The sequence below is a fragment of the Photobacterium sp. AWH4_225 genome (genome assembly GCF_056158405.1).
This window is the reverse complement of the sequence record NZ_JBSWTF010000001.1, coordinates 139,614-165,175: the sequence shown is the minus strand read 5'-3', so window position 1 is coordinate 165,175 and position 25,562 is coordinate 139,614. Positions and strand designations below refer to the sequence as shown.

Annotated in this window: 28 protein-coding genes; 18 read left to right on the top strand and 10 right to left on the bottom strand. The window is 52.8% G+C overall.

Translation table 11 applies throughout. From position 1 onward, the window contains the following. Positions 1–211: 211 nt before the first annotated feature. Complete coding sequence (rpmE, locus tag ACXAD4_RS00840; protein ID WP_008988141.1) at positions 212–424, bottom strand: 50S ribosomal protein L31; 213 nt, start codon at positions 422–424, stop codon at positions 212–214. A 234-nt stretch (positions 425–658) separates the two neighbouring features. Here rpmE and priA point away from each other — a divergent pair, with 234 nt between their 5' ends. The 7 genes from priA to rraA all read left to right on the top strand — a co-directional run bounded on the left by priA (position 659) and on the right by rraA (position 8,575). Further along, complete coding sequence (gene priA / locus ACXAD4_RS00835) at positions 659–2,860, top strand: primosomal protein N' (RefSeq protein WP_475237954.1); 2,202 nt, start codon at positions 659–661, stop codon at positions 2,858–2,860. 172 nt (positions 2,861–3,032) lie between these two features. Next, a complete protein-coding gene (cytR, locus tag ACXAD4_RS00830; RefSeq protein WP_475237952.1) occupies positions 3,033–4,037 on the top strand; it encodes a DNA-binding transcriptional regulator CytR in 1,005 nt (334 codons plus the stop codon). Between the two features lie 156 nt (positions 4,038–4,193). Then, positions 4,194–4,787, top strand: a complete 594-nt coding sequence (locus ACXAD4_RS00825; protein WP_475237950.1) for an SPOR domain-containing protein — start codon at positions 4,194–4,196, stop codon at positions 4,785–4,787. Between the two features lie 243 nt (positions 4,788–5,030). Continuing rightward, the gene (gene hslV / locus ACXAD4_RS00820; protein ID WP_107299002.1) at positions 5,031–5,555 is read left to right on the top strand and encodes an ATP-dependent protease subunit HslV; all 525 of its coding nucleotides are present in this window, start codon (positions 5,031–5,033) and stop codon (positions 5,553–5,555) included. 12 nt (positions 5,556–5,567) lie between these two features. Beyond that, positions 5,568–6,899, top strand: coding sequence for an HslU--HslV peptidase ATPase subunit (gene hslU, locus ACXAD4_RS00815; protein ID WP_475237948.1), 1,332 nt, complete (start codon positions 5,568–5,570; stop codon positions 6,897–6,899). A gap of 143 nt (positions 6,900–7,042) precedes the next feature. Then, positions 7,043–7,954 (top strand): 1,4-dihydroxy-2-naphthoate polyprenyltransferase, encoded by a 912-nt coding sequence (locus ACXAD4_RS00810; RefSeq protein WP_317524078.1) that lies wholly within the window; start codon positions 7,043–7,045, stop codon positions 7,952–7,954. 135 nt (positions 7,955–8,089) lie between these two features. Next, complete coding sequence (gene rraA, locus ACXAD4_RS00805; RefSeq protein WP_317524079.1) at positions 8,090–8,575, top strand: ribonuclease E activity regulator RraA; 486 nt, start codon at positions 8,090–8,092, stop codon at positions 8,573–8,575. A 107-nt stretch (positions 8,576–8,682) separates the two neighbouring features. Here the strand turns inward: rraA and zapB are convergent, their stop codons facing one another. Continuing rightward, on the bottom strand, positions 8,683–8,925 hold the full coding sequence (gene zapB / locus ACXAD4_RS00800; RefSeq protein ID WP_039458641.1) for a cell division protein ZapB: 243 nt from the start codon (positions 8,923–8,925) through the stop codon (positions 8,683–8,685). A gap of 150 nt (positions 8,926–9,075) precedes the next feature. Here zapB and ACXAD4_RS00795 point away from each other — a divergent pair, with 150 nt between their 5' ends. From ACXAD4_RS00795 to ACXAD4_RS00765, 7 genes are all read left to right on the top strand, one after another. Beyond that, the gene (locus tag ACXAD4_RS00795; RefSeq protein WP_475237945.1) at positions 9,076–9,399 is read left to right on the top strand and encodes a hypothetical protein; all 324 of its coding nucleotides are present in this window, start codon (positions 9,076–9,078) and stop codon (positions 9,397–9,399) included. Between the two features lie 183 nt (positions 9,400–9,582). Beyond that, positions 9,583–10,431 (top strand): MIP/aquaporin family protein, encoded by an 849-nt coding sequence (locus ACXAD4_RS00790; RefSeq protein WP_317524081.1) that lies wholly within the window; start codon positions 9,583–9,585, stop codon positions 10,429–10,431. A 104-nt stretch (positions 10,432–10,535) separates the two neighbouring features. Next, positions 10,536–12,050, top strand: a complete 1,515-nt coding sequence (gene glpK / locus ACXAD4_RS00785) for a glycerol kinase GlpK (RefSeq protein WP_475237943.1) — start codon at positions 10,536–10,538, stop codon at positions 12,048–12,050. Between the two features lie 220 nt (positions 12,051–12,270). Then, positions 12,271–13,278, top strand: coding sequence for a class II fructose-bisphosphatase (glpX, locus tag ACXAD4_RS00780; protein ID WP_475237941.1), 1,008 nt, complete (start codon positions 12,271–12,273; stop codon positions 13,276–13,278). A gap of 194 nt (positions 13,279–13,472) precedes the next feature. Continuing rightward, the gene (locus tag ACXAD4_RS00775) at positions 13,473–14,090 is read left to right on the top strand and encodes a helix-turn-helix transcriptional regulator (RefSeq protein ID WP_107298995.1); all 618 of its coding nucleotides are present in this window, start codon (positions 13,473–13,475) and stop codon (positions 14,088–14,090) included. Between the two features lie 13 nt (positions 14,091–14,103). Further along, positions 14,104–14,847 (top strand): ferredoxin--NADP reductase, encoded by a 744-nt coding sequence (locus tag ACXAD4_RS00770; protein ID WP_475237939.1) that lies wholly within the window; start codon positions 14,104–14,106, stop codon positions 14,845–14,847. Positions 14,848–15,049: 202 nt separating this feature from the next. Then, the gene (locus tag ACXAD4_RS00765; protein ID WP_475237936.1) at positions 15,050–15,379 is read left to right on the top strand and encodes a DUF3135 domain-containing protein; all 330 of its coding nucleotides are present in this window, start codon (positions 15,050–15,052) and stop codon (positions 15,377–15,379) included. Here the strand turns inward: ACXAD4_RS00765 and ACXAD4_RS00760 are convergent. Further along, positions 15,376–15,723, bottom strand: a complete 348-nt coding sequence (locus ACXAD4_RS00760; RefSeq protein ID WP_475237934.1) for a 5-carboxymethyl-2-hydroxymuconate Delta-isomerase — start codon at positions 15,721–15,723, stop codon at positions 15,376–15,378. The two genes, ACXAD4_RS00765 and ACXAD4_RS00760, sit on opposite strands and share 4 nt — an antisense overlap. Positions 15,724–16,169: 446 nt before the next feature. Here ACXAD4_RS00760 and tpiA point away from each other — a divergent pair, with 446 nt between their 5' ends. Then, positions 16,170–16,940, top strand: coding sequence for a triose-phosphate isomerase (tpiA, locus tag ACXAD4_RS00755; RefSeq protein ID WP_475237932.1), 771 nt, complete (start codon positions 16,170–16,172; stop codon positions 16,938–16,940). A 143-nt stretch (positions 16,941–17,083) separates the two neighbouring features. Here the strand turns inward: tpiA and pfkA are convergent, their stop codons facing one another. The 3 genes from pfkA to ACXAD4_RS00740 all read right to left on the bottom strand — a co-directional run bounded on the left by pfkA (position 17,084) and on the right by ACXAD4_RS00740 (position 19,099). Beyond that, a complete protein-coding gene (gene pfkA, locus ACXAD4_RS00750) occupies positions 17,084–18,046 on the bottom strand; it encodes a 6-phosphofructokinase (protein WP_317524089.1) in 963 nt (320 codons plus the stop codon). 207 nt (positions 18,047–18,253) lie between these two features. Continuing rightward, entirely contained in the window at positions 18,254–18,418 is a 165-nt protein-coding gene (locus ACXAD4_RS00745; RefSeq protein WP_475237930.1) for a hypothetical protein, read from the bottom strand. A 180-nt stretch (positions 18,419–18,598) separates the two neighbouring features. After that, on the bottom strand, positions 18,599–19,099 hold the full coding sequence (locus ACXAD4_RS00740; protein ID WP_475237927.1) for a CpxP family protein: 501 nt from the start codon (positions 19,097–19,099) through the stop codon (positions 18,599–18,601). 190 nt (positions 19,100–19,289) lie between these two features. Here ACXAD4_RS00740 and ACXAD4_RS00735 point away from each other — a divergent pair, with 190 nt between their 5' ends. The 3 genes from ACXAD4_RS00735 (at position 19,290) to trmL (ending at position 21,928) form a co-directional block, all read left to right on the top strand. Continuing rightward, on the top strand, positions 19,290–19,982 hold the full coding sequence (locus ACXAD4_RS00735; RefSeq protein ID WP_475237925.1) for a response regulator: 693 nt from the start codon (positions 19,290–19,292) through the stop codon (positions 19,980–19,982). Continuing rightward, on the top strand, positions 19,982–21,343 hold the full coding sequence (gene cpxA / locus ACXAD4_RS00730; protein ID WP_475237924.1) for an envelope stress sensor histidine kinase CpxA: 1,362 nt from the start codon (positions 19,982–19,984) through the stop codon (positions 21,341–21,343). Before ACXAD4_RS00735 ends, cpxA begins: the two co-directional genes overlap by 1 nt. 120 nt (positions 21,344–21,463) lie before the next feature. Further along, positions 21,464–21,928 carry a tRNA (uridine(34)/cytosine(34)/5-carboxymethylaminomethyluridine(34)-2'-O)-methyltransferase TrmL gene (gene trmL / locus ACXAD4_RS00725; RefSeq protein ID WP_475237921.1) on the top strand — a complete coding sequence of 155 codons (465 nt, stop codon included), beginning with the start codon at positions 21,464–21,466 and terminating at the stop codon, positions 21,926–21,928. A gap of 189 nt (positions 21,929–22,117) precedes the next feature. On the opposite strand, the gene cysE is transcribed toward trmL, so the two are convergent. The 4 genes from cysE to ACXAD4_RS00705 all read right to left on the bottom strand — a co-directional run bounded on the left by cysE (position 22,118) and on the right by ACXAD4_RS00705 (position 25,154). Next, complete coding sequence (gene cysE / locus ACXAD4_RS00720; protein ID WP_475237919.1) at positions 22,118–22,939, bottom strand: serine O-acetyltransferase; 822 nt, start codon at positions 22,937–22,939, stop codon at positions 22,118–22,120. A gap of 134 nt (positions 22,940–23,073) precedes the next feature. Next, positions 23,074–24,090: an NAD(P)H-dependent glycerol-3-phosphate dehydrogenase gene (gpsA, locus tag ACXAD4_RS00715; protein ID WP_475237916.1), complete on the bottom strand. Its 1,017-nt coding sequence runs from the start codon at positions 24,088–24,090 to the stop codon at positions 23,074–23,076. Positions 24,091–24,107: 17 nt separating this feature from the next. Beyond that, a complete protein-coding gene (secB, locus tag ACXAD4_RS00710) occupies positions 24,108–24,578 on the bottom strand; it encodes a protein-export chaperone SecB (RefSeq protein ID WP_317524097.1) in 471 nt (156 codons plus the stop codon). A 126-nt stretch (positions 24,579–24,704) separates the two neighbouring features. After that, on the bottom strand, positions 24,705–25,154 hold the full coding sequence (locus tag ACXAD4_RS00705; RefSeq protein ID WP_475237914.1) for a rhodanese-like domain-containing protein: 450 nt from the start codon (positions 25,152–25,154) through the stop codon (positions 24,705–24,707). Between the last annotated feature and the right edge of the window lie 408 nt (positions 25,155–25,562).

The window sequence follows — 25,562 nt, the reverse complement described above, 5'->3', positions numbered from 1 at the left end:
GTCGATCCAATGATTCCCGGACCGAATGTTCAACATCGATGGGGAATAGCACGGCTGAAGCGGAAGCAGCAAGACGGATTCGCCACTCTGGCAGGTTCTGGTATACAGATCGGGAATAAAACAAGCGGAATACTGGAATAAAAGAGGGGTTATCGCGGGCATAAAAAAGGGGATGCTTGCGCATCCCCTTTTTCGAAATTCATCTGGCAAATTACTTGCTAGAAAGCGCACCGAAACGCTTGTTGAATTTGTCGATACGACCACCAGAGCTAACCTGACGCTGCTTACCAGTGTAGAAAGGGTGACACTTGTCGCATACATCAAGGTTGATGTCTTTACCCATAGTAGAGTTAAATACGAAAGTGTTGCCGCAAGAACAACGAGCGTTTACTGCAGTGTACTCTGGGTGAATACCTTGTTTCATGGGATAACCTCAAAAGTAAGGCCGTGTCGCTCTCCCGATCCTAAGCCGGGCACCACACGTCGTTAATAACAGAGCGTAACGGTTACATTACCAATACGCCAAATTCAGGCGGCGTATAGTAATCAATCGTGCTGCCCAGATCAACCAATATGCGCCTTTTTTCGCCGCTTTGCCGCCTGACTCTGGGCAAGGTACACTTCTCTATCTTAGTACATGCGGATTTAGCGGTTAGATATGACGCCCAACATAGCCCGAGTGGCCCTTCCTGTTCCCCTGGACAAGCAATTTGATTACTTGGTCAAACATGACCAGCAGCCAGTGATCGGCGGCAGGGTCAAAGTGCCTTTTGGACGCCAGCAACTGGTTGGGATCGTCATGGCACTGACCGATAGCTCCGATTTTCCCCTCAACCAGCTCAAGCCTATCCAAAGCGTATTAGATCAAGAGCCTCTATGGGGTCCTGGCCTGTTCAAACTCTTGACCTGGGCCAGCCAGTATTACCAGTATCCGCTGGGTGACAGCCTTGCCAATGCCATGCCTGCCCTATTGAGAAAAGGACGGGAGGCGGCACCGTCGGCGCTGAAGATGTGGCAGCTGACCGAAAGTGGCCACAATCAGCCTTTAACCGCCCTCAAGCGCGCTCCGCGCCAGGTACAGGTGTTGACCATGCTGCGCCAAGATACGCTGAGCCATGAAGCCCTACTGGCAGAAGAAGTTAGCAGCGCGACGTTGAAAACGCTGGCTGACAAAGGCTGGATTGAAACCATCGAAAAGACTCCGGCTAGCCGCAGCTGGCAGGCAGAGTTTGCCATTAATGAAGAAAAGCCCCGGCTCAATGAGGAGCAGGCGCTGGCGATTGCCAGTGTCAACGCCAACCCAGAATTTGGCAGCTACTTGCTCGAAGGCGTGACCGGCTCGGGCAAAACCGAGGTTTACCTCAACTTACTGGAACCGGTATTGGCAGCCGGTAAGCAAGCGTTGATCCTGGTCCCGGAAATCGGCCTGACGCCACAGACCATCAACCGCTTCCGCCGCCGCTTCAATGTTCCATTGGAGACTATCCATTCCGGGCTCAATGACACCGAACGGCTGTCTGCCTGGCTGGCCGGACGCGATAACCAAGCCGGGATCATCATCGGCACCCGCTCGGCGCTGTTCACCCCGTTTGCCAACCTCGGCATCATTATTGTCGACGAAGAGCATGACGCCTCTTACAAGCAGCAAGACAGTCTGCGTTATCATGCCCGGGACCTGGCGGTGATGCGTGCCAGCCAGGAGAATATTCCGATCATTCTCGGCTCGGCCACACCGGCCCTGGAGACCTTGCACAATGCCAAAAGCGGCAAATACCATCACCTTACCCTGTCTCGCCGTGCAGGTAATGCCCAGGCCGCCAGCCATGGTGTGCTTGATCTCAAAGGACAATACCTCGAAGCTGGGCTATCTGCACCGCTTATTGCCAACATGCGCCAGCATTTGGACGCGGGTAACCAAGTCATGTTGTTTCTCAACCGACGCGGCTTTTCGCCTGCGGTGATTTGCCATGACTGTGGCTGGCTGGCCGAGTGCAAGCGCTGTGATGCCTACTATACCTTCCACCAGCAAAGCGGCGAGCTGCGCTGCCACCACTGCGGGACGCAGCGCCCGATGATGCACCAGTGCGGCCAATGCGGTTCGACCCAGCTCAACGCAGTGGGGGTCGGCACCGAGCAGCTCGAGCAGCAGCTCGAAGCCTTGTTCCCAACCTACAAAACGGTTCGCATCGATCGCGATAGTACCCGACGCAAGGGGAGCCTTGAGAATTACCTCGAGGCGATCCGCAATAACGAATACCAAATACTGATCGGCACCCAGATGCTGGCCAAGGGGCACCATTTCCCCGATGTCACCCTGGTCGCCTTGCTCGACGTCGACAGCGCATTGTTTAGCAATGATTTCCGGGCCAGCGAACGCCTCGCCCAGTTATTTATCCAAGTTGCCGGCCGGGCTGGCCGCGCCAGTAAACCCGGTGAAGTGGTCCTGCAAACCCACCACCCCGAACATCCCCTGCTGCAAGCGCTGCTATATAAAGGGTATGACAACTTCGCCAGCGGGGCGCTGAACGAACGCAGACAGGCATGGCTACCGCCATTTACCTACCTCGCCCTGCTACGTGCAGAAGCCAACCAGAGCGAGCTGGTCGAGCAGTTTTTTCAACAGGTACGCGGAATTTTCGAATCCAGTCCTATCGCCAACCAGGACACCATGGTAATGGGTCCTAACCCTGCCCCGCTGTCGCGCCGGGCAGGACGATACCGTTGGCAATTGCTGCTGCAAGCACCAAGCCGCAAGGCATTGCAGCAATGGCTATCTGTTGCCAAGCCGGCGATTGCTTTGCTCCCCCTGGCCAAGAAGATCCGCTGGTCAATTGATGTCGAGCCGCAGGATTTAACTTAAAATGAACAATGCGACGTACGTCACATATCGGATGTAATTTATGCTGTTTAAAGCATGTTTAATCCCCGGCAGACAGCCTACAATAACAAGCTCGCTGGCTCAGGTATCGACCGTTTTGGCCATGATCCCCCAGCGGCAAAAGAGAGAAAAATAATAGAGAGGAACCTTAACTATGGCGACAATGAAGGATGTTGCCCAGCTCGCCGGTGTCTCGACGGCCACGGTTTCCCGTGCCCTGATGAACCCGGAAAAAGTGTCAGCCTCAACCCGTAAAAAGGTCGAACAGGCTGTCATGGATGCTGGCTATTCACCCAATTCACTGGCTAGGAATCTACGTCGCAACGAATCTAAAACCATCGTCACTATCGTACCCGATATCTGTGATCCCTATTTCACCGAGATCATCCGCGGTATCGAAGAAGCGGCAATGGAACATGGCTACCTTGTCCTGCTTGGCGACAGCGGACAGCAAAAAACCCGCGAAAATTCGTTTGTAAACCTAGTATTCACCAAGCAAGCCGACGGTATGCTGTTACTCGGCACCGACCTGCCCTTTGATGTCAGCAAACCCGAGCAGAAAAACCTCCCACCGATGGTCATGGCCTGTGAGTTCGCCCCAGAACTCGAACTGCCTACCGTCCATATCGATAACCTGACTGCCGCTTTCGAAGCTGTCAATTACCTCACCCAGATGGGCCATAAGCGTATTGCCCAAATAGCAGGACCTGACAGTGCTGCGTTATGTCAATTCCGCTCGCAAGGCTACCAACAAGCACTTCGCCGTGCCGGTGCAGAGCTGAATCCGGCTTATACCGTCAAGAGTGACTTCAGCTTTGCCGGAGGCGCCCGTGCCGTTACAGCCTTGCTGTCACTGCCAGAGCCACCAACGGCCCTGCTGTGCCACAACGACGTGATGGCCATTGGTGCCATGCAGCAGGCCAAGCGCCTGGGCTTCCGCGTACCACAGGATCTGTCGATTGTCGGCTTCGATGATATCCAGTTTGCCGAATACTGCGATCCACCACTGACCACGGTCTCCCAGCCTCGCTATGAGATCGGCCGCCAGTCAATGCTGATGCTGCTCGATATTCTCAAGGGTAAAGACATTGCTTCCGGCTCACGCCTGCTTGATGCCAAGCTGGTGATCCGTGAGAGTGCTGCGCCGCCGGCAAGTTAACTCAAAGTCAGAAAACCACCTGATTTTGAGGGCAAGCTCACAAAACCCATGCCTTACGGTGCAACCTGAAAGTCAGGATGCATCGCAAGGTCTGGTCAGCGCTGACGCAAATTTGTACCATAGGTTAATCCTACTCACCTGATACTGATCGACACCGTGGCTACCAAAGATTACGTCAAACGCGGCCGAGCCGCCGCCAAGAAACCCCGTGGCAACCGCAAGCAAGCCCCAAGCAATGGGTTCCCGTTCAAGTGGGCTGCTATTGCCGTGTGTTTGGTTGGAGCGCTCGGCTATGGGCTTTATTTCCTGTCCTCGAATCCGGCCCCGCAATCACAGCCGCAAACAAGTGCCCCGGCCACCAAACCGGAACCTGTGAAACCAGCTAAACCGACACCGGTGACGCCACCGAAGGCCACCAAGCCACTCCCGCCAAAGCCGGAAGAGAAATGGCGCTACATCGAAGAGCTGGAAAACAAAGAAGTACAGGTTGAGGCGAAAAAAGAACAAGCCCCTACCCGGCCATACCTGATGCAGTGTGGTGCCTACCGTAGCCAGAACCAGGCCGAAGAGCGCAAGGCTATGATTGCCTTCCAGGGACTGACAAGCCAAATCAAGGTCAGCCAAGGCGAAAAAGGCAACTGGTACCGGGTGGTCCTTGGCCCTTATCCGCAAAAGCGTAAGGCCGAGAGCGATCGCAACCAGCTTCGCCGTGCCGGTATTGAACCGTGTGCGATCTGGTTCTGGGAATAAAAGCGTCACCCAATCCCGCTAGTAGCTGGATTAAAATTTTAATCACTCATTAATACATCCGTGTAGCTTCAACCTGCCATCCCTGGCAGGTAGAGCTTAAAATTTTATCCCGCTACAAGCCGCCGCAAAATTCCACCACAGCATCCTTTTCTTTTCCCCCTTGAAACTTCTTCACCCCGTCCCCAGATCTGCATTATATCGAGACCGGCATATTGGCCGGAGCAGACCAAAAGAGGTAAGACCGTGACAACTATCGTATCTGTTCGTCGAAACGGTAAAGTCGTTATCGCTGGTGATGGCCAGGTTTCCCTTGGCAACACCGTTATGAAAGGTAACGCCCGCAAAGTGCGCCGTTTATACAACAACAAAGTTCTGGCTGGCTTTGCCGGCGGCACAGCGGACGCCTTCACCCTATTCGAACGTTTTGAGCGTAAGCTGGAAATGCACCAAGGCCACCTGCTAAAAGCAGCAGTGGAACTGGCTAAAGACTGGCGTACCGACCGTATGCTGCGCAAACTGGAAGCCCTGTTGGCCGTTGCCGATGAAACGGGCTCGCTGATCATCACAGGTAACGGTGATGTGGTTCAGCCTGAGAACGATCTGATCGCTATCGGCTCTGGTGGCAACTTTGCCCAGGCAGCAGCAACCGCCCTACTTGAGAATACCGACCTGAGCGCCCGTGAAATCGCCGAGAAATCACTGACCATTGCCGGTGACATCTGCGTATTCACCAACCAGTTCCACACCATTGAAGAGCTTGAAGAATAATAAGGAATGGCTATGTCTGAAATGACTCCTCGCGAAATCGTCCACGAGCTTGACCGCCATATCATCGGTCAGGACAAAGCCAAGCGTGCGGTGTCCATTGCCCTGCGTAACCGTTGGCGCCGCATGCAGCTACCAGAAGAGCTGCGTGTAGAAGTAACCCCGAAAAACATTCTGATGATCGGTCCAACCGGTGTCGGTAAAACCGAAATCGCTCGCCGTCTGGCAAAACTGGCAAACGCGCCTTTCATCAAGGTTGAAGCGACCAAGTTCACCGAAGTTGGCTATGTGGGTAAAGAAGTGGAAACCATCATCCGCGACCTAACCGATGTGGCGATGAAAATGACCCACCAGCAGGCAACCGAGAAGGTACGCTTCCGTGCCGAAGAGCTTGCTGAAGACCGCATCCTAGACATCCTTCTGCCACCGGCACGTGATGCTTGGGGACAAAATGAAGAAGCCGACAACAACTCGTCAGCTCGCCAGTCATTCCGCAAAAAGCTGCGTGAAGGTAAACTGGACGACAAAGAGATCGAGATTGATGTGGCTGCGCCGCAGATGGGCGTAGAGATCATGGCGCCTCCTGGCATGGAAGAGATGACCAACCAGCTTCAAGGTATGTTCCAGAACCTTTCAGGCAATACAACCAAGAAGCGCAAGATGAAAATCAAGGACGCGATGAAAGCCGCGACCGAAGAAGAAGCAGCGAAACTGGTTAACCAGGAAGAGCTCAAAGAGCAAGCTATCTTCGCGGTTGAGAACAACGGTATCGTATTCCTAGACGAAATCGACAAGATCTGTAAGCGTGGCGATACGTCAGGCCCTGATGTGTCTCGCGAAGGTGTCCAGCGCGACCTACTGCCACTGGTTGAGGGCAGCACTGTCTCGACTAAACACGGCATGGTTCGTACTGACCACATCCTATTTGTTGCATCTGGTGCTTTCCAGGTTGCCAAACCATCGGATCTGATCCCTGAGCTACAAGGCCGCCTGCCAATCCGTGTTGAGCTAGAAGCCCTGACCAGTCATGACTTCAAGCGTATCCTTACCGAGCCAAATGCGTCTCTAACCGAGCAGTACAAGGCCCTGATGGCAACCGAATCTGTCGATATCGAGTTCGACGAAAGCGGTATCAACAAGCTGGCTGACGCTGCTTGGCAGGTCAACGAGCGTACCGAAAACATCGGTGCCCGCCGTCTGCACACTGTGATGGAGCGCTTGATGGAAGAGCTGTCTTACGACGCTTCCGAAAAGTCTGGCGACAAGATTGTGATTGATGATGCCTACGTGACTTCCCGCCTGGGCGAGTTGGTCGAAGACGAAGATCTAAGCCGCTTTATCCTGTAATACGGCCTCAAATCTTTTCGCAAACGGCACCCAAATGGGTGCCGTTTTTTTGTTCTCAAACAAACAAAGTGGCGATAAAGTTGCCCCCTGCTACAGTTACGCCATAATAGGCACCTACTCGTTTATCGGTTTAAGATCACATTATGAAATCATCTTCTCTCGCAATTTGGCTCGATGCAGCAAGACCGAAAACCCTGCCTCTAGCCATCGCCTCAATTGTTTGTGGCAGTGCAGTAGCAGGATGGCAAGGAAGTTTCTCCGCAGTTATTGCAGGCTTGGCCCTGCTGACCGCACTGTTATTGCAAATTCTCTCCAACCTCGCCAATGACTACGGTGATGCGGTGAAAGGAACGGACAACGATCAACGTCTGGGGCCCCAGCGTGCGATCCAGTCAGGCCTCGTCACCCCGACCGCGATGCGCAAGGCGATGATCCTCAATATCATCATGACCGCTATCAGTGGCCTGAGCCTGATTTTCATCGCCACCAACAACCTGCAGGATATGGTGGGTTTCATGCTGCTTGGCCTGATGGCGATTGCAGCATCCATTGCCTACACCGTGGGTAACAAGCCATATGGCTACCGTGGTTTGGGTGATCTGTCAGTCTTGATGTTCTTTGGCTGGTTGGGCGTAGCAGGGACCTACTACCTACAAGCCGGCCAGATTGATTCGATCATTATGCTGCCGGCGACCGCCTGTGGCCTGTTGGCGGTAGGCGTACTGAACATCAACAATCTGCGCGATATCGACAATGACCGAGAATGCGGCAAGCTGACCCTCGCGGTACGCATGGGGCCGGAATGGGGCCGCAAATATCACCTGTTCCTATTGGTTGGCAGCGTACTTTGCCTGGCACTGTTTGCCATGCTAGAGCTGCACTCGCCGTTTGGCTGGTTGTTTATTCTCAGCGCACCATTGCTGTTCAAGCACGGTAAGCAGGTACTGCAATCGACAGACGGCGCAGCCCTACGCCCGATGATGGCAACCATGGTCAAATGCGCACTGCTGACCAACGTGTTGTTCGCTGCCGGTGTGGTGCTGGCAGCAGCCTAATTAACCCTAGCTCTTACAGGGATATATCCTTGTACGAAGGCTAAATAACTGGTTATACTTTCAACAAGTTAAGTTTGGCCGCCCTTGGTGGCGGCCAAGACAACCCTTTTCAATTGCCACAGAAGAAGCGCGCTTATGGAATACAATACGTCCGAGTTATGCGATATCTATCTCGACAAAGTTGACGTCGTCGAACCCATGTTCAGCTCCTATGGCGGTCGTAGCTCCTTCGGCGGCCAAATTACTACCGTTAAATGCTTCGAAGACAGCAGCCTGATCCGCACCGCACTGCAAGAAGGCGGGGCTGGCCGGGTATTGCTGGTTGATGGCGGCGGTTCGCTGCGCCGGGCTCTGGTTGACGCAGAGCTGGCACAGCTGGCGGCTGACAACGAGTGGGAAGGGTTGATCATTTATGGCTGTGTCCGCCACGTCGATGATCTCGACGAGCTGGATATCGGCATCCAGGCAATGGCCTCAATTCCGGTCGGTGCCGATGAAAACGGTATTGGCGAGATGGATGTCGCGGTTAATTTTGGCGGAGTGACTTTCCTGCCTGAAGACCATATCTATGCCGATAACACCGGGGTGATCCTCTCACCAGAGCCGCTGGATATCGACTAGTCATTGCCGCAATAGCAGCTATTTTGCAGACATAAAAAAACAGAGCCAATCGGCTCTGTTTTTGTTTCTGAGAACTGGCACCACATTGGCTGCCAGCGGAAACATGATTATTCCACGTGTTCCATTTTGCCCAGTAGCGCGCGAACACGCTCCTGCCACGCCTGGTGGTCATGACGCAGTTTGTTGTTCTCTTGCTCCAGCTCTTCACGACCTGAACGCAGTGCCTGTGCTTCACCAGCCAGGCTATCATTTTTTTCTTTTAGTTCTTCAATTTCCATCTGTAGCAGAGAAATTGTATCAACAGCCATTTGTACTTTGGCTTCCAGCTTTTCCAACATTTCTAATGACATATTGTCCACCTGTATTCAGCCTATCAGTTTGCCCTAACCGTTTAAGGCAACGTCCCACAGGCACGTTTACGATTAATTACCACCTATTCTAACGAGGCTACCGCCTTCTGACATCTACAAATACCATGCTTTGTCGTAAATGGGGAAATTTTGCACGAATTTAATCAAATCCTTGCTTTCCCTGCCATTGCAAGCGCTTATCTGGGCAAAAAGGAAATGTGTGGCAAAAGAAATGTGCAAGCCGTGCAAAATTCATCCGGCCTCTCCGTCAAATGCGTAGAATTGCGATCAAACTCTATTTTAATGCACCAACAGCGTGCTAATTTTTATCTTGATCGTATCTCTCTTGGAATTTTCCAAGAATTTGCCCCTCTGGCACATCCGACCTTTTTAGGTCGGATTTTTTATTCTAGAAACAAACACATACCATCAAAGCACATTTTTGCCCCACCCCACCAATTACGCAACAAGTAGCAATGGGAAAATTTCCCGCAAAATGGCAACCGTTTGCGCGAACGCGCAAAAATTAAAATCATTTTATGCTCGAACGCACACTTTTCGCGCAGTCCAATTTTATTCTTTGTAGATTCGAGTACATTAGCCCCACATAAATACAAAAAAAGCTATACCCCTACGACATTGACAAAAGGACTGAACATGACTACCCAAAAACAACATACCCTGCTCGGCGAATGCCTGGCCGAGTTCATTGGTACTGGGCTCCTGATCTTCTTCGGCGTCGGCTGTGTCGCCGCCTTGGTACTGACCGGCGCCGAGTTCGGCCAGTGGGAGATCAGCATAATGTGGGGCCTTGGCGTTGCCATCGCTATCTACTGCACCGCTGGCGTGTCCGGCGCCCATATCAACCCTGCCGTTACCATTGCTCTTGCCCTTTTCCACGGCTTCGACAAACGCAAAGTACTACCGTACATTGTTGCCCAGCTGCTGGGGGCATTCTGTACCGCGGCGCTGATCTACAGCCTATACAGCAACCTGTTTGTTGAGTTCGAGGCTGCCAACGGTATCGTTCGAGGTAGCGAAGCCAGCCTGGCGACTGCCGGTATTTTCTCTACCTACCCACATGCGGCATTGTCATTTGCCGGTGCTTTCGCGGTGGAGTTTGTGATCACCGCAGTACTGATGTTTGCCATTCTGGCGATTGGCGACGAGAAAAACGGTGCGCCACGCGGCGCGATGGGACCTTTGCTGATCGGTATCTTGATTGCGGTTATCGGTGGTTCGCTAGGCCCACTAACCGGCTTTGCGATGAACCCGGCCCGTGACTTTGGCCCTAAGTTCTTCGCCTTCCTAGCTGGCTGGGGTGATATGGCCCTGACTGGCGGTAAAGATATCCCGTACATGATTGTACCTATCCTTGCTCCAATCATGGGTGCCGCCTTCGGTGGTTGGCTATACCCGAAAGCAATCGGCGCCTACTTGCCAGGCAACCGCTGCACCCTACCTAACCAGTGCGAAGACACGGCAGAAGAAGCAGCAAACGCCTAGTAACAAATTCATAAAAAGAGAACATTATCGGCCTGCCCCCGCACAGGCCGATCCGAACACCACACTCTACTACCCTTATATAATGACAATGAGAGGAAACCGTTATGACTACTGAGCAAAAGTACATTGTTGCACTCGATCAGGGTACGACCAGCTCCCGTGCCGTGGTGCTTGATCACAACGCCAACATTGTGTGCTCGTCACAGCGTGAATTCACCCAAATTTATCCAAAGGCTGGATGGGTCGAGCATGATCCTCTAGAAATCTATGCAACCCAGAGCTCAACACTGGTTGAAGCACTGGCCAAAGCAGGGATCCGCTCGGACCAAGTCGCTGGTATCGGTATTACCAACCAGCGTGAAACCACCATTGTCTGGAACAAGAACACCGGTAAACCCGTTTACAACGCCATTGTATGGCAGTGCCGTCGTACCGCCGATACTTGTGAAGAGCTGAAAAAAGCCGGCCTTGAAGAGTATATCCGCGACAACACCGGTCTGGTTGTCGACCCTTATTTCTCAGGCACTAAAATCAAGTGGATCCTCGACAATGTCGAAGGTGCTCGTGAAGAAGCCGAAGCTGGAAACTTGCTGTTCGGTACCGTTGATACCTGGTTGATCTGGAAGATGACCCAGGGACGTGTACACGTTACTGACTTCACTAACGCCTCGCGCACTATGGTATTCAACATCAATACCCTTGAGTGGGACGAAAAACTTCTGAAAGCGCTGGATATTCCGCTCTCTATGATGCCGGAAGTGAAATCGTCATCTGAAGTCTACGGCGAAACCAACATCGGTGGTAAAGGCGGTACCCGTATCCCAATCGCCGGTATTGCCGGTGATCAGCAAGCAGCCCTATTCGGCCAGATGTGTGTGGAACCAGGCCAGGCTAAAAACACCTACGGGACAGGCTGTTTCTTGCTGATGAACACCGGTAAGGAAAAAGTGACCTCGCACAACGGCCTGCTGACCACCTTGGCTTGTGGCCCGACCGGTGAAGTTGCCTATGCCCTGGAAGGTGCGGTCTTTATGGGTGGCGCCTCTATCCAGTGGCTACGCGACGAAGTGAAATTGCTTGATGATGCCAAAGACTCCGAGTACTTCGCCGAAAAAGTCGGTAGTGCCAATGGTGTCTATGTCGTTCCTGCATTTACCGGCCTTGGCGCGCCATACTGGGACCCGTATGCCCGTGGTGCTATCGTCGGCCTGACTCGCGGCGTCAACAGTAACCACATCATCCGTGCAACCCTGGAAAGTGTCGCCTATCAAACCCGTGATGTACTGGATGCGATGCAGGCTGACTCCGGCATCAAGCTGGGTACCCTGCGTGTCGATGGTGGTGCCGTTGCCAACAACTTCCTGATGCAGTTCCAATCAGACATTCTTGATACCGAAGTACACCGCCCGGTGGTGACCGAAGTGACCGCACTGGGTTCTGCCTACCTTGCCGGTCTGGCGGTTGGCTTCTGGGGCAGCATTGATGAGCTGAAAGACAAAGCAGTATTGGATCGCAAGTTCATCGCCTGCAACGACGATGGTAAGCGTAATCGCCGTTACAACGGCTGGAAGCGCGCGGTCGAGTGTGCCAAGGGTTGGGCGGTCGAAGACGACATCTAACTCACGCGCCTAAAGCACGTTTCAAGCGTTACCCAAGTTCCCCCTACCAAAGCCTGCGCAAGCAGGCTTTTTTCGTCGACTGGCGGCGAACCGTCAAGAAATAAACATTTTTGCGCTAACGCAAACGTTTCCTTGCAACCTGTGTTAGAATCGCCGCCAGATTTATTCGGGCCTGTAGCCTACAGGCCCTAGCCCACTGATTTCTATTTCTGGAGTAATCATGAAACGCGATTTGGCGATGGCATTTTCTCGTGTCACTGAAGGCGCTGCACTGGCTGGCTACAAATGGCTAGGCCGTGGCGACAAAAATGCAGCAGACGGTGCTGCGGTTGAGGTTATGCGCTCTCTGCTTAACCAAACCGAGATTGAAGGTGAAATCGTAATCGGTGAAGGCGAAATTGATGAAGCGCCTATGCTTTACATCGGTGAGAAAGTCGGTACCGGCGGCGACGCGGTAGATATCGCGGTAGACCCAATCGAAGGCACCCGCATGACGGCTATGGGCCAAAACAACGCCCTAGCAGTACTGGCCGCTGGCGAGAAAGGCTCGTTCCTCAAAGCACCTGACATGTACATGGAAAAGCTAGTTGTCGGCCCGGGTGCCAAAGGCGCGATTGACCTGAGTAAACCGCTTGCTGAAAACCTGGAAGCAACAGCAGCAGCCTTGGGCAAGACGCTAGACAGCCTGGTTGTGATCACCCTGGCAAAACCACGCCATGACGCTGTTATTGCCGAGATGCAGGCGATGGGTATCCGTGTCTACGCCGTGCCAGACGGCGACGTAGCAGCGTCTATCCTGACCTGTATGCCTGACAGCGAAGTTGACATCATGTACTGCATCGGTGGTGCCCCAGAAGGCGTTGTTTCAGCTGCTGCTATCCGTGCTCTGGGCGGTGACATGCACGGCCGCCTGCTGCCTCGCCACGAAGTCAAAGGCGACACGCCGGAAAACCGCGAGCACGGCCAGATGGAAATCGACCGCTGCCGCGAGATGGGCATCGAGCCAAACAAAGTACTGCGCATGGAAGATATGGCGCAGAGCGACAACGTGATCTTCGCCGGCACCGGTATCACCAAGGGTGATCTGCTAGAAGGCATCAGCCGCCAGGGCAACATCGCGACCACAGAAACCCTGTTGATCCGCGGTAAGTGCCGTACTATCCGTCGCATCAAGTCGACCCACTATCTGGATCGCAAAGACGACGCTATCAAGGGCCATATCCTTTAAGGCTGCGAAAAGACTCTCTAGCGCGCCACTTGGCGCGCTTTTTTTCATCTCTACATTTTGCGCTTTCCTATCACCCTATGCCTTTCTCAACTCGATTGATTTTGCTTAAGCACATTTTGACTTTGTAAAGTTGTTGCTTTATTTAGCAAGCTGGCTACATAATTAACTAAGCCAATTTGTGACCATAGGTAACTATGAAAACCATCGACAAAATACTCTACCGGATGAAGCGCGAAGGCCCGGTCACCGCCAAGATACTGGCCGAGGAATTCCAGCTCACTACCATGGGGGTACGCCAACACCTGCAGGGGCTGGAAGAAGATGGTCTGGTCGACTTCGAAGATATCAAGGCCAAAGTCGGCCGGCCAACCCGCCATTGGCACCTGACCCAGAAAGGCCACCGTCGCTTCGCCGACCGCCACGGCGATCTTATTATTCAAATGCTTGATTCTGTCGAGGAGCTGTTTGGCCAGGAAGGGCTGGGCAAGGTTGTCGATCGACGGGAGGATCAAACCTTTGAACAATACCAAGCCCAGCTGGCCGGGGTAGAAAATATCGCAGAAAAACTGCAGATCCTGACTACACTCAGGGAGCGGGAAGGTTATATGGCCGAGCTTCACCAGGATGGCGAAGATTTCGTGCTGATCGAAAACCACTGCCCTATTTGCCACGCGGCCCAACGCTGCCCATCCCTTTGCCAGTCTGAGCTGGCGGTTTTCCAACGTTTACTGGGCAACGAATACCAAGTTAATAGGCAAGAGCACATCATTGCCGGAGAGAGGCGCTGCGCGTATCGAATAATAAAATCATAACGAGGAGACTATTATGGCTGACTGGATCCCTGCGAAAGTTATCAATAACCGACATTGGAACAATGACTTGTTCAGTCTCGTGCTGCAAGCCAACATTGAGCCGTTCAAAGCTGGCCAGTTCACCAAGCTGGGGCTGGAGATTGACGGCAAGATGATCCAGCGCGCCTACTCCTTCGTTAACCCTCCCTCGAGCGACCAAATCGAAGTCTATGCCACCCGTGTTGCCGATGGCCTGCTGTCACCCCGGCTGCATGCCCTTGAGCCGGGCCAGGAAGTGTATATCTCTGCCCGTGCCAATGGGTACTTTACCCTTGAAGAGGTCCCCGATGCCGAACAGCTCTGGCTGCTGGCAACAGGCACCGCTATCGGGCCCTATCTCTCTATTTTACGCGAGGCCGATGCCTGGAAGCGCTTTCGCAAGATAGTGCTGGTCCATGCGGTGCGCTATTCGGCCGATTTAAGTTACCAGGGCGAAATCAACGCGCTCAAAGAGCAATATCCTGAGCAGCTGATTGTCCAGCCCTTTGTCAGCCGTGAACCAGCGCCGCCTGCACTGCCGGGCCGGATCCCGCACGCTATCGAGGATGGCATGCTGGAGCGCCATGTCGGCTTAACCCTGACGCCTGAGCAAAGCCAAATCATGCTGTGTGGTAACCCAGAGATGGTGAGGGAAACCAAAGCGGTTTTAGAAGGGAAAGGCTTCACCAAAAACCTACGCCGCAAACCGGGGCAAATCACCATGGAGCATTACTGGTAATCAGGTTCTCGGATCACTTTTTGCAGGCCCACTCCCGGGCTTGCACCCGTTCTACTTTTATCGCAAGCAATCCCCTACGACTTAACTTCTTTTTGTCTCACTCCTGAGTCAGCTTTCCGAGCTTATTGACAACTAACTTTATTGCATGGCGTTTGTACCAAATGCCGTCATTACGAGAGATGTTGGAACAAGGGGAAGCACGATGCAGACACTGCCACCGTTCGATGAATTGAAAGCCATGGCCGAGAATGAGCCGGAGAAGCTCGAAGCATTGCGGCTGGCAATGAGCGAGGAAATCATCGGCAATGCCAGCGCCGACATGCAGCCGCGGTTACGGGCGCAGATGAGCCACATCAATCAGGTGATCGCCAAAGGCAAGAACCCGAATCATACCAACATCATGCTGATGGCCGAGCTGCAGCAGCAACTAAAGCGCTTTGCCCAGGCCCTCAACGCGCCGGAGACCCTGACCGAGCACCAGGCCGAGATAAAGCCCTTTGCCCGGCCGGACTCACATGACAAATCAGCCTAGCAGCTGACCTTGAGGAAACAATCGCTGTCCATATCTCGGATATCAATGGTCAGGCTATTGATCGTGCTGGCATGCTGTTCCAGTACCGTCATCAAGGCACGGGAAAGCACACGCTTGGTCTCGGCACTGCGGCCCGACAGCATACTCAGCTCAATGTGGATAAAGGTCTCGAGATCGCGGTTTTCACCCACCTGCCAGTTATGGCAGCGGTAGCTGCGTGATTTCACCGAATCCGGCTCGAAAATCCCACACTCGAGCAACACCGTATGTAAATCATCCAACAAACCCGGGATATTGACCCGCTCAACAACGGGTTCGGCGTATTCCATCACTAAGTTAGGCATCCGCTCCTCCTTGCGCCTTACACTTCACTTATTTTTGTTGGGAAAAGTCATGCTTGGCATGGCTTTATCCTGAAATGGGCCTCAACATTAGCGGATCTTGTCCCACAGAGCCAAAGATACAGGCTATATTTCAATCACGGATCACTGTCTTTTTTCCAACCTGCCTGATGCGAATAGCATCAAGATGAAAAAAATTCCCGCGTAGCGGTTCACTTTTGCCGGGGAAAAGGGTACAACCGAGCACAGATATGATTTCGGACAGGAAATTGATTTCCTAAGCTGTGGTAATGTTGGCGCTGCTGAGGTGTGAACAGATAAGGCCGCAAGCCAAACGGTCCAGTGATACTTTATAGCCTAGTGTTCAGCACTGAATAACGGGTTACGCCCAAGAGCTGTATACTAAGCTATTGAGTATTTTTTAAGTCAATTTGATATGGAGAAAAGCTATGCGCCATCCTGTGGTTATGGGTAACTGGAAGCTTAACGGTAGCAAAGAAATGGTATCTAACCTTCTTAAAGGCCTTGATGCTGAACTTAAAGGCGTTGAAGGTGTAGACGTTGCCGTTGCGCCACCAGCTATGTACCTTGACCTGGCTGAGCAACTGATCGGCAAAGGTGAGAGCAAAATCATCCTAGGTGCACAGAACGTTGACGTTAACGCGAGCGGTGCATTCACTGGTGACATCTCTCCAGAAATGCTGAAAGACTTTGGTGCAAGCCACATCATCATCGGTCACTCTGAGCGTCGTGAATACCACAACGAGTCAGACGAGTTCGTTGCTAAGAAGTTCGCGTTCCTAAAAGAGCACGGCCTAACACCTGTACTATGTATCGGTGAGTCTGAAGCACAGAACGAAGCTGGCGAAACTGTGGCTGTTTGTGCTCGTCAAATCGACGCTGTGATCAACACCCAGGGTGTTGAAGCGCTTGAAGGTGCGATCATCGCTTACGAACCAATCTGGGCTATCGGTACTGGTAAAGCAGCAACAGCTGATGACGCACAGCGCATCCACGCCGCTATCCGTACTCACATCGCTGAGAAGAGCGAAGAAGTGGCTAAGAAAGTTGTGATCCAGTACGGCGGTTCTGTTAAGCCAGAAAACGCTGCAGCTTACTTCGCACAGCCAGATATCGACGGCGCGCTAGTAGGCGGTGCTGCTCTGAACGCTGAAAGCTTTGCGGCTATCGCAAAAGCAGCTGCTGAAGCGAAGAAGTAATTCACTTCTTTGACTGATACAGTTTGATGAAAAAAAGCTACCTCCGGGTAGCTTTTTTATTGCCTTTGCCCGTTAGTTTACGGAAAACAAATAGGCACAAAAAAACCGGCCGCGGCCGGTTTTTTTACTTCAAGGGAAATCCCTTAGAACAGCTTGTCAGCCAGGTCGTAAAGATCTTTACGTACTGGGCGCTTCATGTTCTCGATAGCGTCGATGATATCGTGGTGAACCATCTTCTCGTTCTGGATACCGACACAACGACCGCCCTGGCCTTCCATAAGAAGATCAACCGCGTATGCACCCATGCGAGATGCCAAGATACGGTCGAAGGCTGTTGGCTGGCCGCCACGCTGGATGTGACCAAGAACCGTTGCACGGGTTTCACGGCCTGTTTCGTCTTCGATGTACTTCGCCAGTTCGTTGGCATCGGTCATCAATTCAGTCAGTGCAATGATAGCGTGCTTCTTGCCTTTGTAGATCCCTTCTTTGATCTTCGCCAGCAGCTCTTCTTTGTTCAGACCAGTTTCCGGTGTGATGATGTACTCACAGCCACCAGCAATCGCCGACATCAGCGTCAAGTCGCCACAGTGGCGGCCCATCACCTCAACAATTGAGATACGCTGGTGTGAAGAAGACGTGTCACGTAGACGGTCAATCGCGTCGATAACCGTGTTCAATGCCGTTAGGTAACCGATTGTGTAGTCAGTACCTGCAACGTCGTTATCGATCGTACCCGGCAGACCGATACATGGGTAGCCCATTTCAGTCAGCTTCTTCGCACCCATGTACGAGCCGTCACCACCGATCACAACCAGCGCGTCGATGCCGTGGATCTTCAGGTTTTCGATAGCCTGCTGGCGCACTTTCTCTTCTTTGAACTCAGGAAAACGCGCAGAGCCTAGGAATGTACCACCTTTGTTGATGACGTCTGATACGCTTGAGCGAGTCAGCTTTTCAATACGGTTCTGGTGCAGGCCCTGATAGCCGTCGTAAACACCATATACTTCTAGGCCTTCAGACAATGCTGCACGAACAACACCGCGAACTGCCGCGTTCATACCAGGTGCGTCACCACCACTGGTCAATACACCAATCTTCTTAATCATGGTTACCCTCTGACTTTGGGAAATGAAAATTCAAATCCGACATGAGCGGCCGGGGTTCCCCTCCCGACACACGGGCCATCACGGCCCTGACTCACGAAACTGTAACTTTCCTACTAATGTAGGAGTATTACAATTTTGATAAAAAATTTTGTTGATTCATATCACGATAGCCTGCAACTTCATCATGACGCGGGAATGATCGCCGCCTCATAGCGCTACCGGGATCTGCAAAACAGTTAGCCTATGGGCTGGTGCCGCAAGCAGTGTTGCGCTTAGCCGAATACCATACCTATTCAGTATAACGGCTGGCACCGGAGCCTCCAGTTGTGCCAAATGAGGAGGAAGACCGCGGGTGATTGTGAACTCATCCATGATAATCACACCTGACATAATGCACAGGGCTGGGCAATACCCCGCAGTATAGCTGTTTTATGACGAAAATTAATAACAAAATCATTCAAATCGATGTTTTACAAACCCACTTAGCCCAACAGCAGGCAACAAAAAAGCCGCCAAGTGCTTTGGCGGCTTTCGTAAATCATCTAGCAGCAATTAGTTAGATTGCTTGCGCTCCATGCGCTGTTCCATTTTGGCTTGGCATTTCTCAGCACGCTCGGCTTGTAGCTCCTGCAGTTTGGTTTTCTGATCGGCAGTCAAGACCTGCATCATTTCATGACGTTGCTTGAGCATGGTGACGCGACGCTCTACCTGCTGCTGGGACATCTCTTCGGCCAGGGCGCGAACCTCAGCTTCGTTGAAGTCTTCGCTCAAGACCAGCTGCTGCATTTTCTGGTGCTGGGCCTGCATTTCAGCATGGCGCTCGCCCATCTTGCCGCGCATGTTTTCTTTGTTGGCTTGGCGTAGCTCTTTCAGCTCGGTTTTCTGCGCATCAGTCAGGTCAAGTTGACGGAACATACGGCTGTCATCCATACCGCAACCTTTACCACCATGGCCATTGTGGTGTTTACCGCCACCGTAGGCTAGTGCAGAAGCAGAGCCCAGAGCTAGAGGAAGGGCAATTGCTAGCGCCATTGTTTTCTTGAAAGTCATCATTATGTTCTTCTCCAATAGAGGCTGCTGATGCAGCGCCGTAATCTCAGGTACGGATATAGCTTACCCCCTGCAAGGTAAAGGGCTGTCTGGCAAACGTAAAACTGCGTAAAGCTAAACCTGTTTTACTTGGCGACCCTGCAACGATTAGGGATACTTACCTTATCGCTGTTGCTTATTAAAGGTAGACACTATGGCCAAAATCCTTCTTGTTGATGATGATACCGAACTGACTTCCCTGCTTTCCGATATTCTCGATATGGAAGGTTTCGAGGTAGTCGAAGCCAACAATGGCGAGCAAGGGTTGGCCAAGGTCGACGACAGTATCGATCTGATCTTACTGGATGTAATGATGCCGGTAATGAACGGTACCGAGATGCTGCGCCGCCTACGTGAAAAGCATGAGACCCCGGTATTGATGCTGACCGCCAAGGGCGAGGAAATTGACCGCGTGCTCGGGCTGGAGCTTGGCGCCGATGACTATATGCCCAAACCCTTTAGCGACCGTGAACTGCTGGCCCGTATCCGTGCAATCCTGCGCCGAACCCAAAGCAAGAGCAGCACTACCAAAGCCGGCCCTGAGTGCCTGACCTATCAAGACATCGAAATTTATCCGGGCCGCCAGGAAGTTATTTGCCACGGCAACCCGATTGAGATGACAGGGACTGAATTGGCTCTGCTAAGCTACTTTGTCCAGCACCCGGGAAAAATCATCGCCAAGAACGAACTCAGCCTGGAAGTACTTGGTAAACGGCTGGCACCGTTCGACCGCGCCATCGATATGCACGTCTCTAACCTGCGCAAGAAACTGCCCGAGCGTGACGACGGCAAGCCATGGATCAAGACCCTGCGCGGCAAGGGTTACCTGCTGGTCGAGGACGTATAATGAAGCTGCCACGCTTTTCCAGCCTGTATGGCCGCATCTTCGCGGTTTTCTGGCTCACCTTGCTACTGGTGGTACTGGTACTGCTGTTGCTGCCCAATCTAGACCCGCGTACCCAGCACACGATCCCCCAACCGCAACAGGATCGGTTCCAGGAGTCCGCTGCCAGCATTTCCAGCCAGATCTCCCGCGATGGCGGCTCGTTGGAAAAGAAGCTCAGCCGCTTCACCGACCACAACCGCCACAAGGGTTTCCAGCTCTACTTCACTACTCCCGATGGCGATGTGATCTCGCCGCGGCGCAAGAGTAAGGCATTGCGCAACTTCATCACCATGGCCGACAGCCCAAGTGAGCCCAAACAGAAACTCTACGGTCGCTGGATGATGGCTGGACCATTCGAGGTCAAGCACAAGGGCGATACCCTACTGATGTATATCGGCCGGATTGTCAGGGAGCCACCGCCGTTCTTCATTCAAATTCTAGACAAGCCCTTCCAGCTCCTGTTGCTGACCATGCTGATCAGTACCCCATTACTGCTGTGGCTGGCGTGGGCGATATCGCTACCTGCCCGCCGGTTGCAGAATGCAGCCGAGCGCGTTGCCAAGGGGGAATTCGAGGCCGATCCCAAACTCGAATCCGGCTCCAAGGAGTTCAAACAGGCTGGTGCCAGCTTTAACCAAATGGTCCAGGCTATCAACCACATGATTGGCGGCCAGCAACGCCTGCTATCTGATATCAGCCACGAACTGCGCTCGCCATTGACCCGCCTGCGCATGGCGACCGCTCTGGCCAAGCGCAAACAGGGCGAGAGCAATGAGCTGACCCGTATCGATACCGAGGCCGAACGGTTGGAAACCATGATCGGCGAACTGCTGGAGTTGTCGCGGATGCAGGTCAACAGTCATGAGCAACGGGAGCAAACCGATGCGGCCTCGCTATGGTATGACATGCTGGAAGATGCCCGCTTCGAGGCCGAGCAATGCGGCAAGCAGCTCAGCTATACCTCGCTGGAAGAGTGGCCATTGCATGGTAATCCCAACTTGCTGATCAGCGCGCTGGAAAATGTGGTGCGCAATGCCATCAAATATGGCGATGACAAGATCACTATCCGCTTTACTACCCAGGCAATGCGCCTGTGTATCACAGTTGAGGATAACGGCGAAGGCGTTCCTGACAATGAACTGGGGGATATCTTCCGCCCGTTCTATCGCGTCTCGACCGCCCGGGATCGCAGCAGCGGCGGTACCGGCCTCGGCCTTGCCATCACCGAAAGCGCCATCCGCCAGCACAGTGGTACCATCAAGGCATCGCGCAGCAAACTGGGCGGCCTAAAAGTAACCATCACCCTACCGCTTTCGAAATAGAACCAATGTACGGTCCTTCACCAATCTCGATAGGGCCATATTTTCATTCCGAACTGACCATTGTGCTCTTGCGCTTGCTTTCCGTTACAATAGCGCGATTGTCACCACGGATTGTCTACTATGTTTGATATCGCCCTTTACGAACCGGAGATCGCCCCGAACACCGGTAACATCATCCGCCTCTGCGCTAACTGTGGGGCCAACCTGCACTTGATTGAACCGCTGGGCTTCGATCTGGAAGAGAAGAAACTGCGTCGTGCCGGCCTCGACTACCACGACCTGGCCCATGTTCACCGCCACGCCAATTTCGAAGCTTTCCTTGCCTACATCGGCGAGCGCCGGATCTTTGCCTGCACCACCAAAACCACCAACTTCCACACCAACGCCAAGTTCGAAGAAGGCGATGTGCTGCTATTCGGCCCGGAAACCCGCGGCCTGCCTGCCGAGCTTATCGAAAGCCTGCCGCTCGAGCAGCGCCTGCGCATCCCAATGCACCCGGACAGCCGCAGCCTGAACCTGTCCAATGCCGCAGCAATTATCGGCTACGAGGCATGGCGCCAATTTGGTTTCAAAGGGGCGATATAGATGTGGCTAGTGGCTAGTGGCTAGTGGCTAGTGGCTAGTGGCTAGTCAAGATTGTTGCCATAAAAAAGCGAGAGGGACTCCTCTCGCTTTTTTAGTTTAAAGAACGTGTTTAAATTGGCTCAGGGGCACCATCACACCATTGAGCATTGCTCTTCCTCGTACCTCAAGCCTATGGCCTCTGGCCTGATCTTAAATCCCATCCCCGGCGGTAAACGTCTGGCTGGTGCCGTTGAACTGCTGATCCATGTCCATCGATGGCTTGTCGCTGCTCGGGCGGCCGACGATCTTGGCGGGTACGCCAGCAACAGTGGTATGCGGCGGTACCGGATTGAGTACCACCGAGCAAGAGCCAATCTTGGCGCCCTCACCCACTTCGATATTACCCAGGATCTTGGCACCGGCACCGATCATCACGCCCTCGCGGATTTTCGGGTGACGATCGCCCCCTTCCTTACCGGTACCACCCAGGGTGACGTCCTGGAGAATGGAAACGTCATTGTCGATAACCGCCGTTTCGCCTATTACAATCCCGGTCGCGTGGTCGAACATGATCCCCTGACCAATACGTGCCGCCGGGTGGACATCCACCTGACACGCTACCGATATTTGATTCTGCAAATACACCGCCAGTGCCACGCGGTTCTGCTTCCACAGCCAATTGGCTACCCGGTAGCCCTGCAAGGCATGGAAACCTTTAAGATAGAGCAAAGGGATAGAAAACATCTCTACCGCCGGATCGCGCTCGACAACAGCGCGAATATCACACGCTGCTGCTTCGGTGATCAGACAGTCGGCGGCAAAAGCCTCTTCTATCACTTCTCGTACTGCCATAGCCGGCATCGATGGCGTCGCCAGTTTGTTGGCCAAAATATAGCTCAGCGCCGCGGCCAGGTTATCGTGCTTGATAATGGTGGCATGATAAAAGCTCGCAAGCATTGGCTCCTGCTCTGACTGCTCCCTTGCTTCCTGCTTGATTGCCTGCCAAACGGCATATTGTTGACATTCCCTCACATTACCCTCGGTATCGTTACTGTTAGTATCGGCTTGCTTTAACTTTAACGCGCCCTGAAAAAAAAACAACGCAGGCCAAGCAGCCTACGTTGCATCGTTAAGTCACAATTTGGATACCCGTGGCGTCCAAGCTGCTATTCGTCTTTTTTCTCGCGAGCCAACAGATCTTTGGCTGCCTCACGGGCATCTTTACCCTGGTACAGCACCTGGTAGATCTGCTCGGTGATCGGCATTTCGACCCCCATCCGCTGAGAAAGAACCCAGACTTCCTTGGTATTGCGGTATCCCTCGACCACCTGGCCGATCTCTTCCTGGGCTTGGTCAACGTCTTTACCCTGACCCAGCGCCAAACCGAAACGGCGGTTGCGAGATTGGTTATCGGTACAGGTCAGTACCAAATCACCAAGGCCGGCCATCCCCATGAAGGTTTCCGGCTGTGCGCCCAATGCGGCACCCAAGCGTGACATTTCAGCCAAGCCACGGGTGATCAATGCAGTACGGGCGTTGGCGCCAAAACCAATACCGTCCGACATCCCCGCACCAATAGCAATCACGTTCTTGACCGCGCCGCCCAGCTGCATACCGGTAAAATCACTGTTGCTGTAAACCCGGAAGGTTTTGCTACAGTGAATTTTATCCTGCAGATCGCGAACAAACTCATCGTCAGGCGACGCAACGGAAATGGCTGTCGGCATACCCGCAGCAAGCTCTTTGGCAAACGTCGGCCCTGACAATACTGCCAGCGGCACATGCTCGCCAAGCGCTTCAACGGCAACATCCTTAAGTAGGCGGCCCGTTTCCGGCTCCAGCCCTTTGGTTGCCCAGCAAATACGTGAATCTTCACGCAAATGCGGTTTGACATTGCCCAAGACCTCGCCAAACACATGGCTTGGTACCACGACCAACAAGTCGCGGCTGGCTTTAACCGCCTGCTCCAAATCAGTCGTCACGATCAGAGAGTCGGGAAAAGCGACCCCCGGCAGGAATGCCTCGTTGGCACGGTCCATTTCCAACTGTGCCATATGCTCCGGCTCGTGGCCCCATAGGATCACATTGGCACCATTACGGGCCAAGGAAATAGCCAATGAGGTACCGTATGAGCCGGCACCCAGCACCGCCATGGAAATTGCTTGTTCTGAGCCTGGATTCATTGTGTCCACCCTAAAGCTTAAGCTTCAGTGTTTTCTGGGTTAGCTTGCGCCTGGTTCTGAAGGTAGTTCATGAACAGTGCATCGAAGTTAACCGGTGCTAGGTTCAGCTGAGGGAAAGTACCCTTAACCACTAGGCTTGAAATTGTTTCGCGAGCGTACGGGAACAGGATGTTCGGGCAGAATGCGCCTAGGCAATGTGCAAGCTGAGGAGCTTCCATACCAGCAACAGAGAAGATACCGCCCTGCTGAACTTCACATAGGAACGCAGTTTCCTCTTCGTTCTTCACTGTTACAGTCAGACGAAGAATAACTTCGAATACACCTTCACCTAGCTCGCGGCTCTGGGTATCTAGATCCAGTTTCACATCTGGGTTCCACTCTTTCTGGAACATCTGAGGTGAATTAGGTGCTTCGAAAGATACGTCTTTCAGGAAAATACGCTGGATTTGGAAGTTCTGCTGCGCTTCGTTGTTTGCTGCTTCAGCCATGTTAGAGTCCTTTTTCTCTCGAGCCCACGGGTGGGCCAATCAATATCGCAACCATGATAACTATCACAACTGCACAAAATTCAGGGGTTCCCGCTGCACGGTATCGACATCAGCGGGATAGCGAGATTATTTCTTCGCCTTGCCTGACTTGCTGCGGATCAACGGCAGATTTGCCTCGTTCCATGAAATCAGGCCATCCTTAAGCAGGTTTACATTCTCGAAACCCGCTTTGCTCAGCAGGTTGGCACTCTCTTGCGCCGTTTGACCTGTCTTGCATACTACGATGATTGGGGCTTGCTTGTATTTTTCAAGATCTGCCAGGTTCTGTTCTTTAATTTGGCTAGGCAAAATGTGAAGTGCGCCAGCAATATGACCACCACGGTATTCATCGCGGCTGCGGATATCGACAAACACACCGTCTTCACGGTTGACCATCACGGTCGCTTCATTCGGGGTGACAATCTTATAGCCTGCCGTCTTTTGCTTGACGTAAGACGAAATGATAGCCACAACCAAGCCAACCCATACCAATGACATAATTGGGTTACTTGTTACAAAATCAATGTATTGCTGCATGACCTTCGCTCTATATTCCTAATACCAGCCTGCGGTAACCCAGGCCCGTGTCGACAAAATTCAAAGACCCCGAGTATACCCGCGACAGTCTAGTTGTACAGCAAGATGCAATAAATCCGCGCGGCGGCTCACTGGCCCTTGGCGCTCTCAGTATAAGTCTTAACTGGGTTGAACATTATTGCAGCACAAGAAAAAGTAAAAAAACTGTGCTTCAGGGCTTACACTGAAAGGCAGAAATGCATATATTTCCGTAGAAAGATAACAATCTATTTACAGCATAGTTTGATCTTGACCTACAGTTTTCACCATAAACTGTAGTAAAATTACGGCCGCTGCGATCAATTACCTCAGCCCCCCCCCGCTTGTGGAGGTTGAGGTAATTGATCGAAATTACATTTCAGGTTTTAA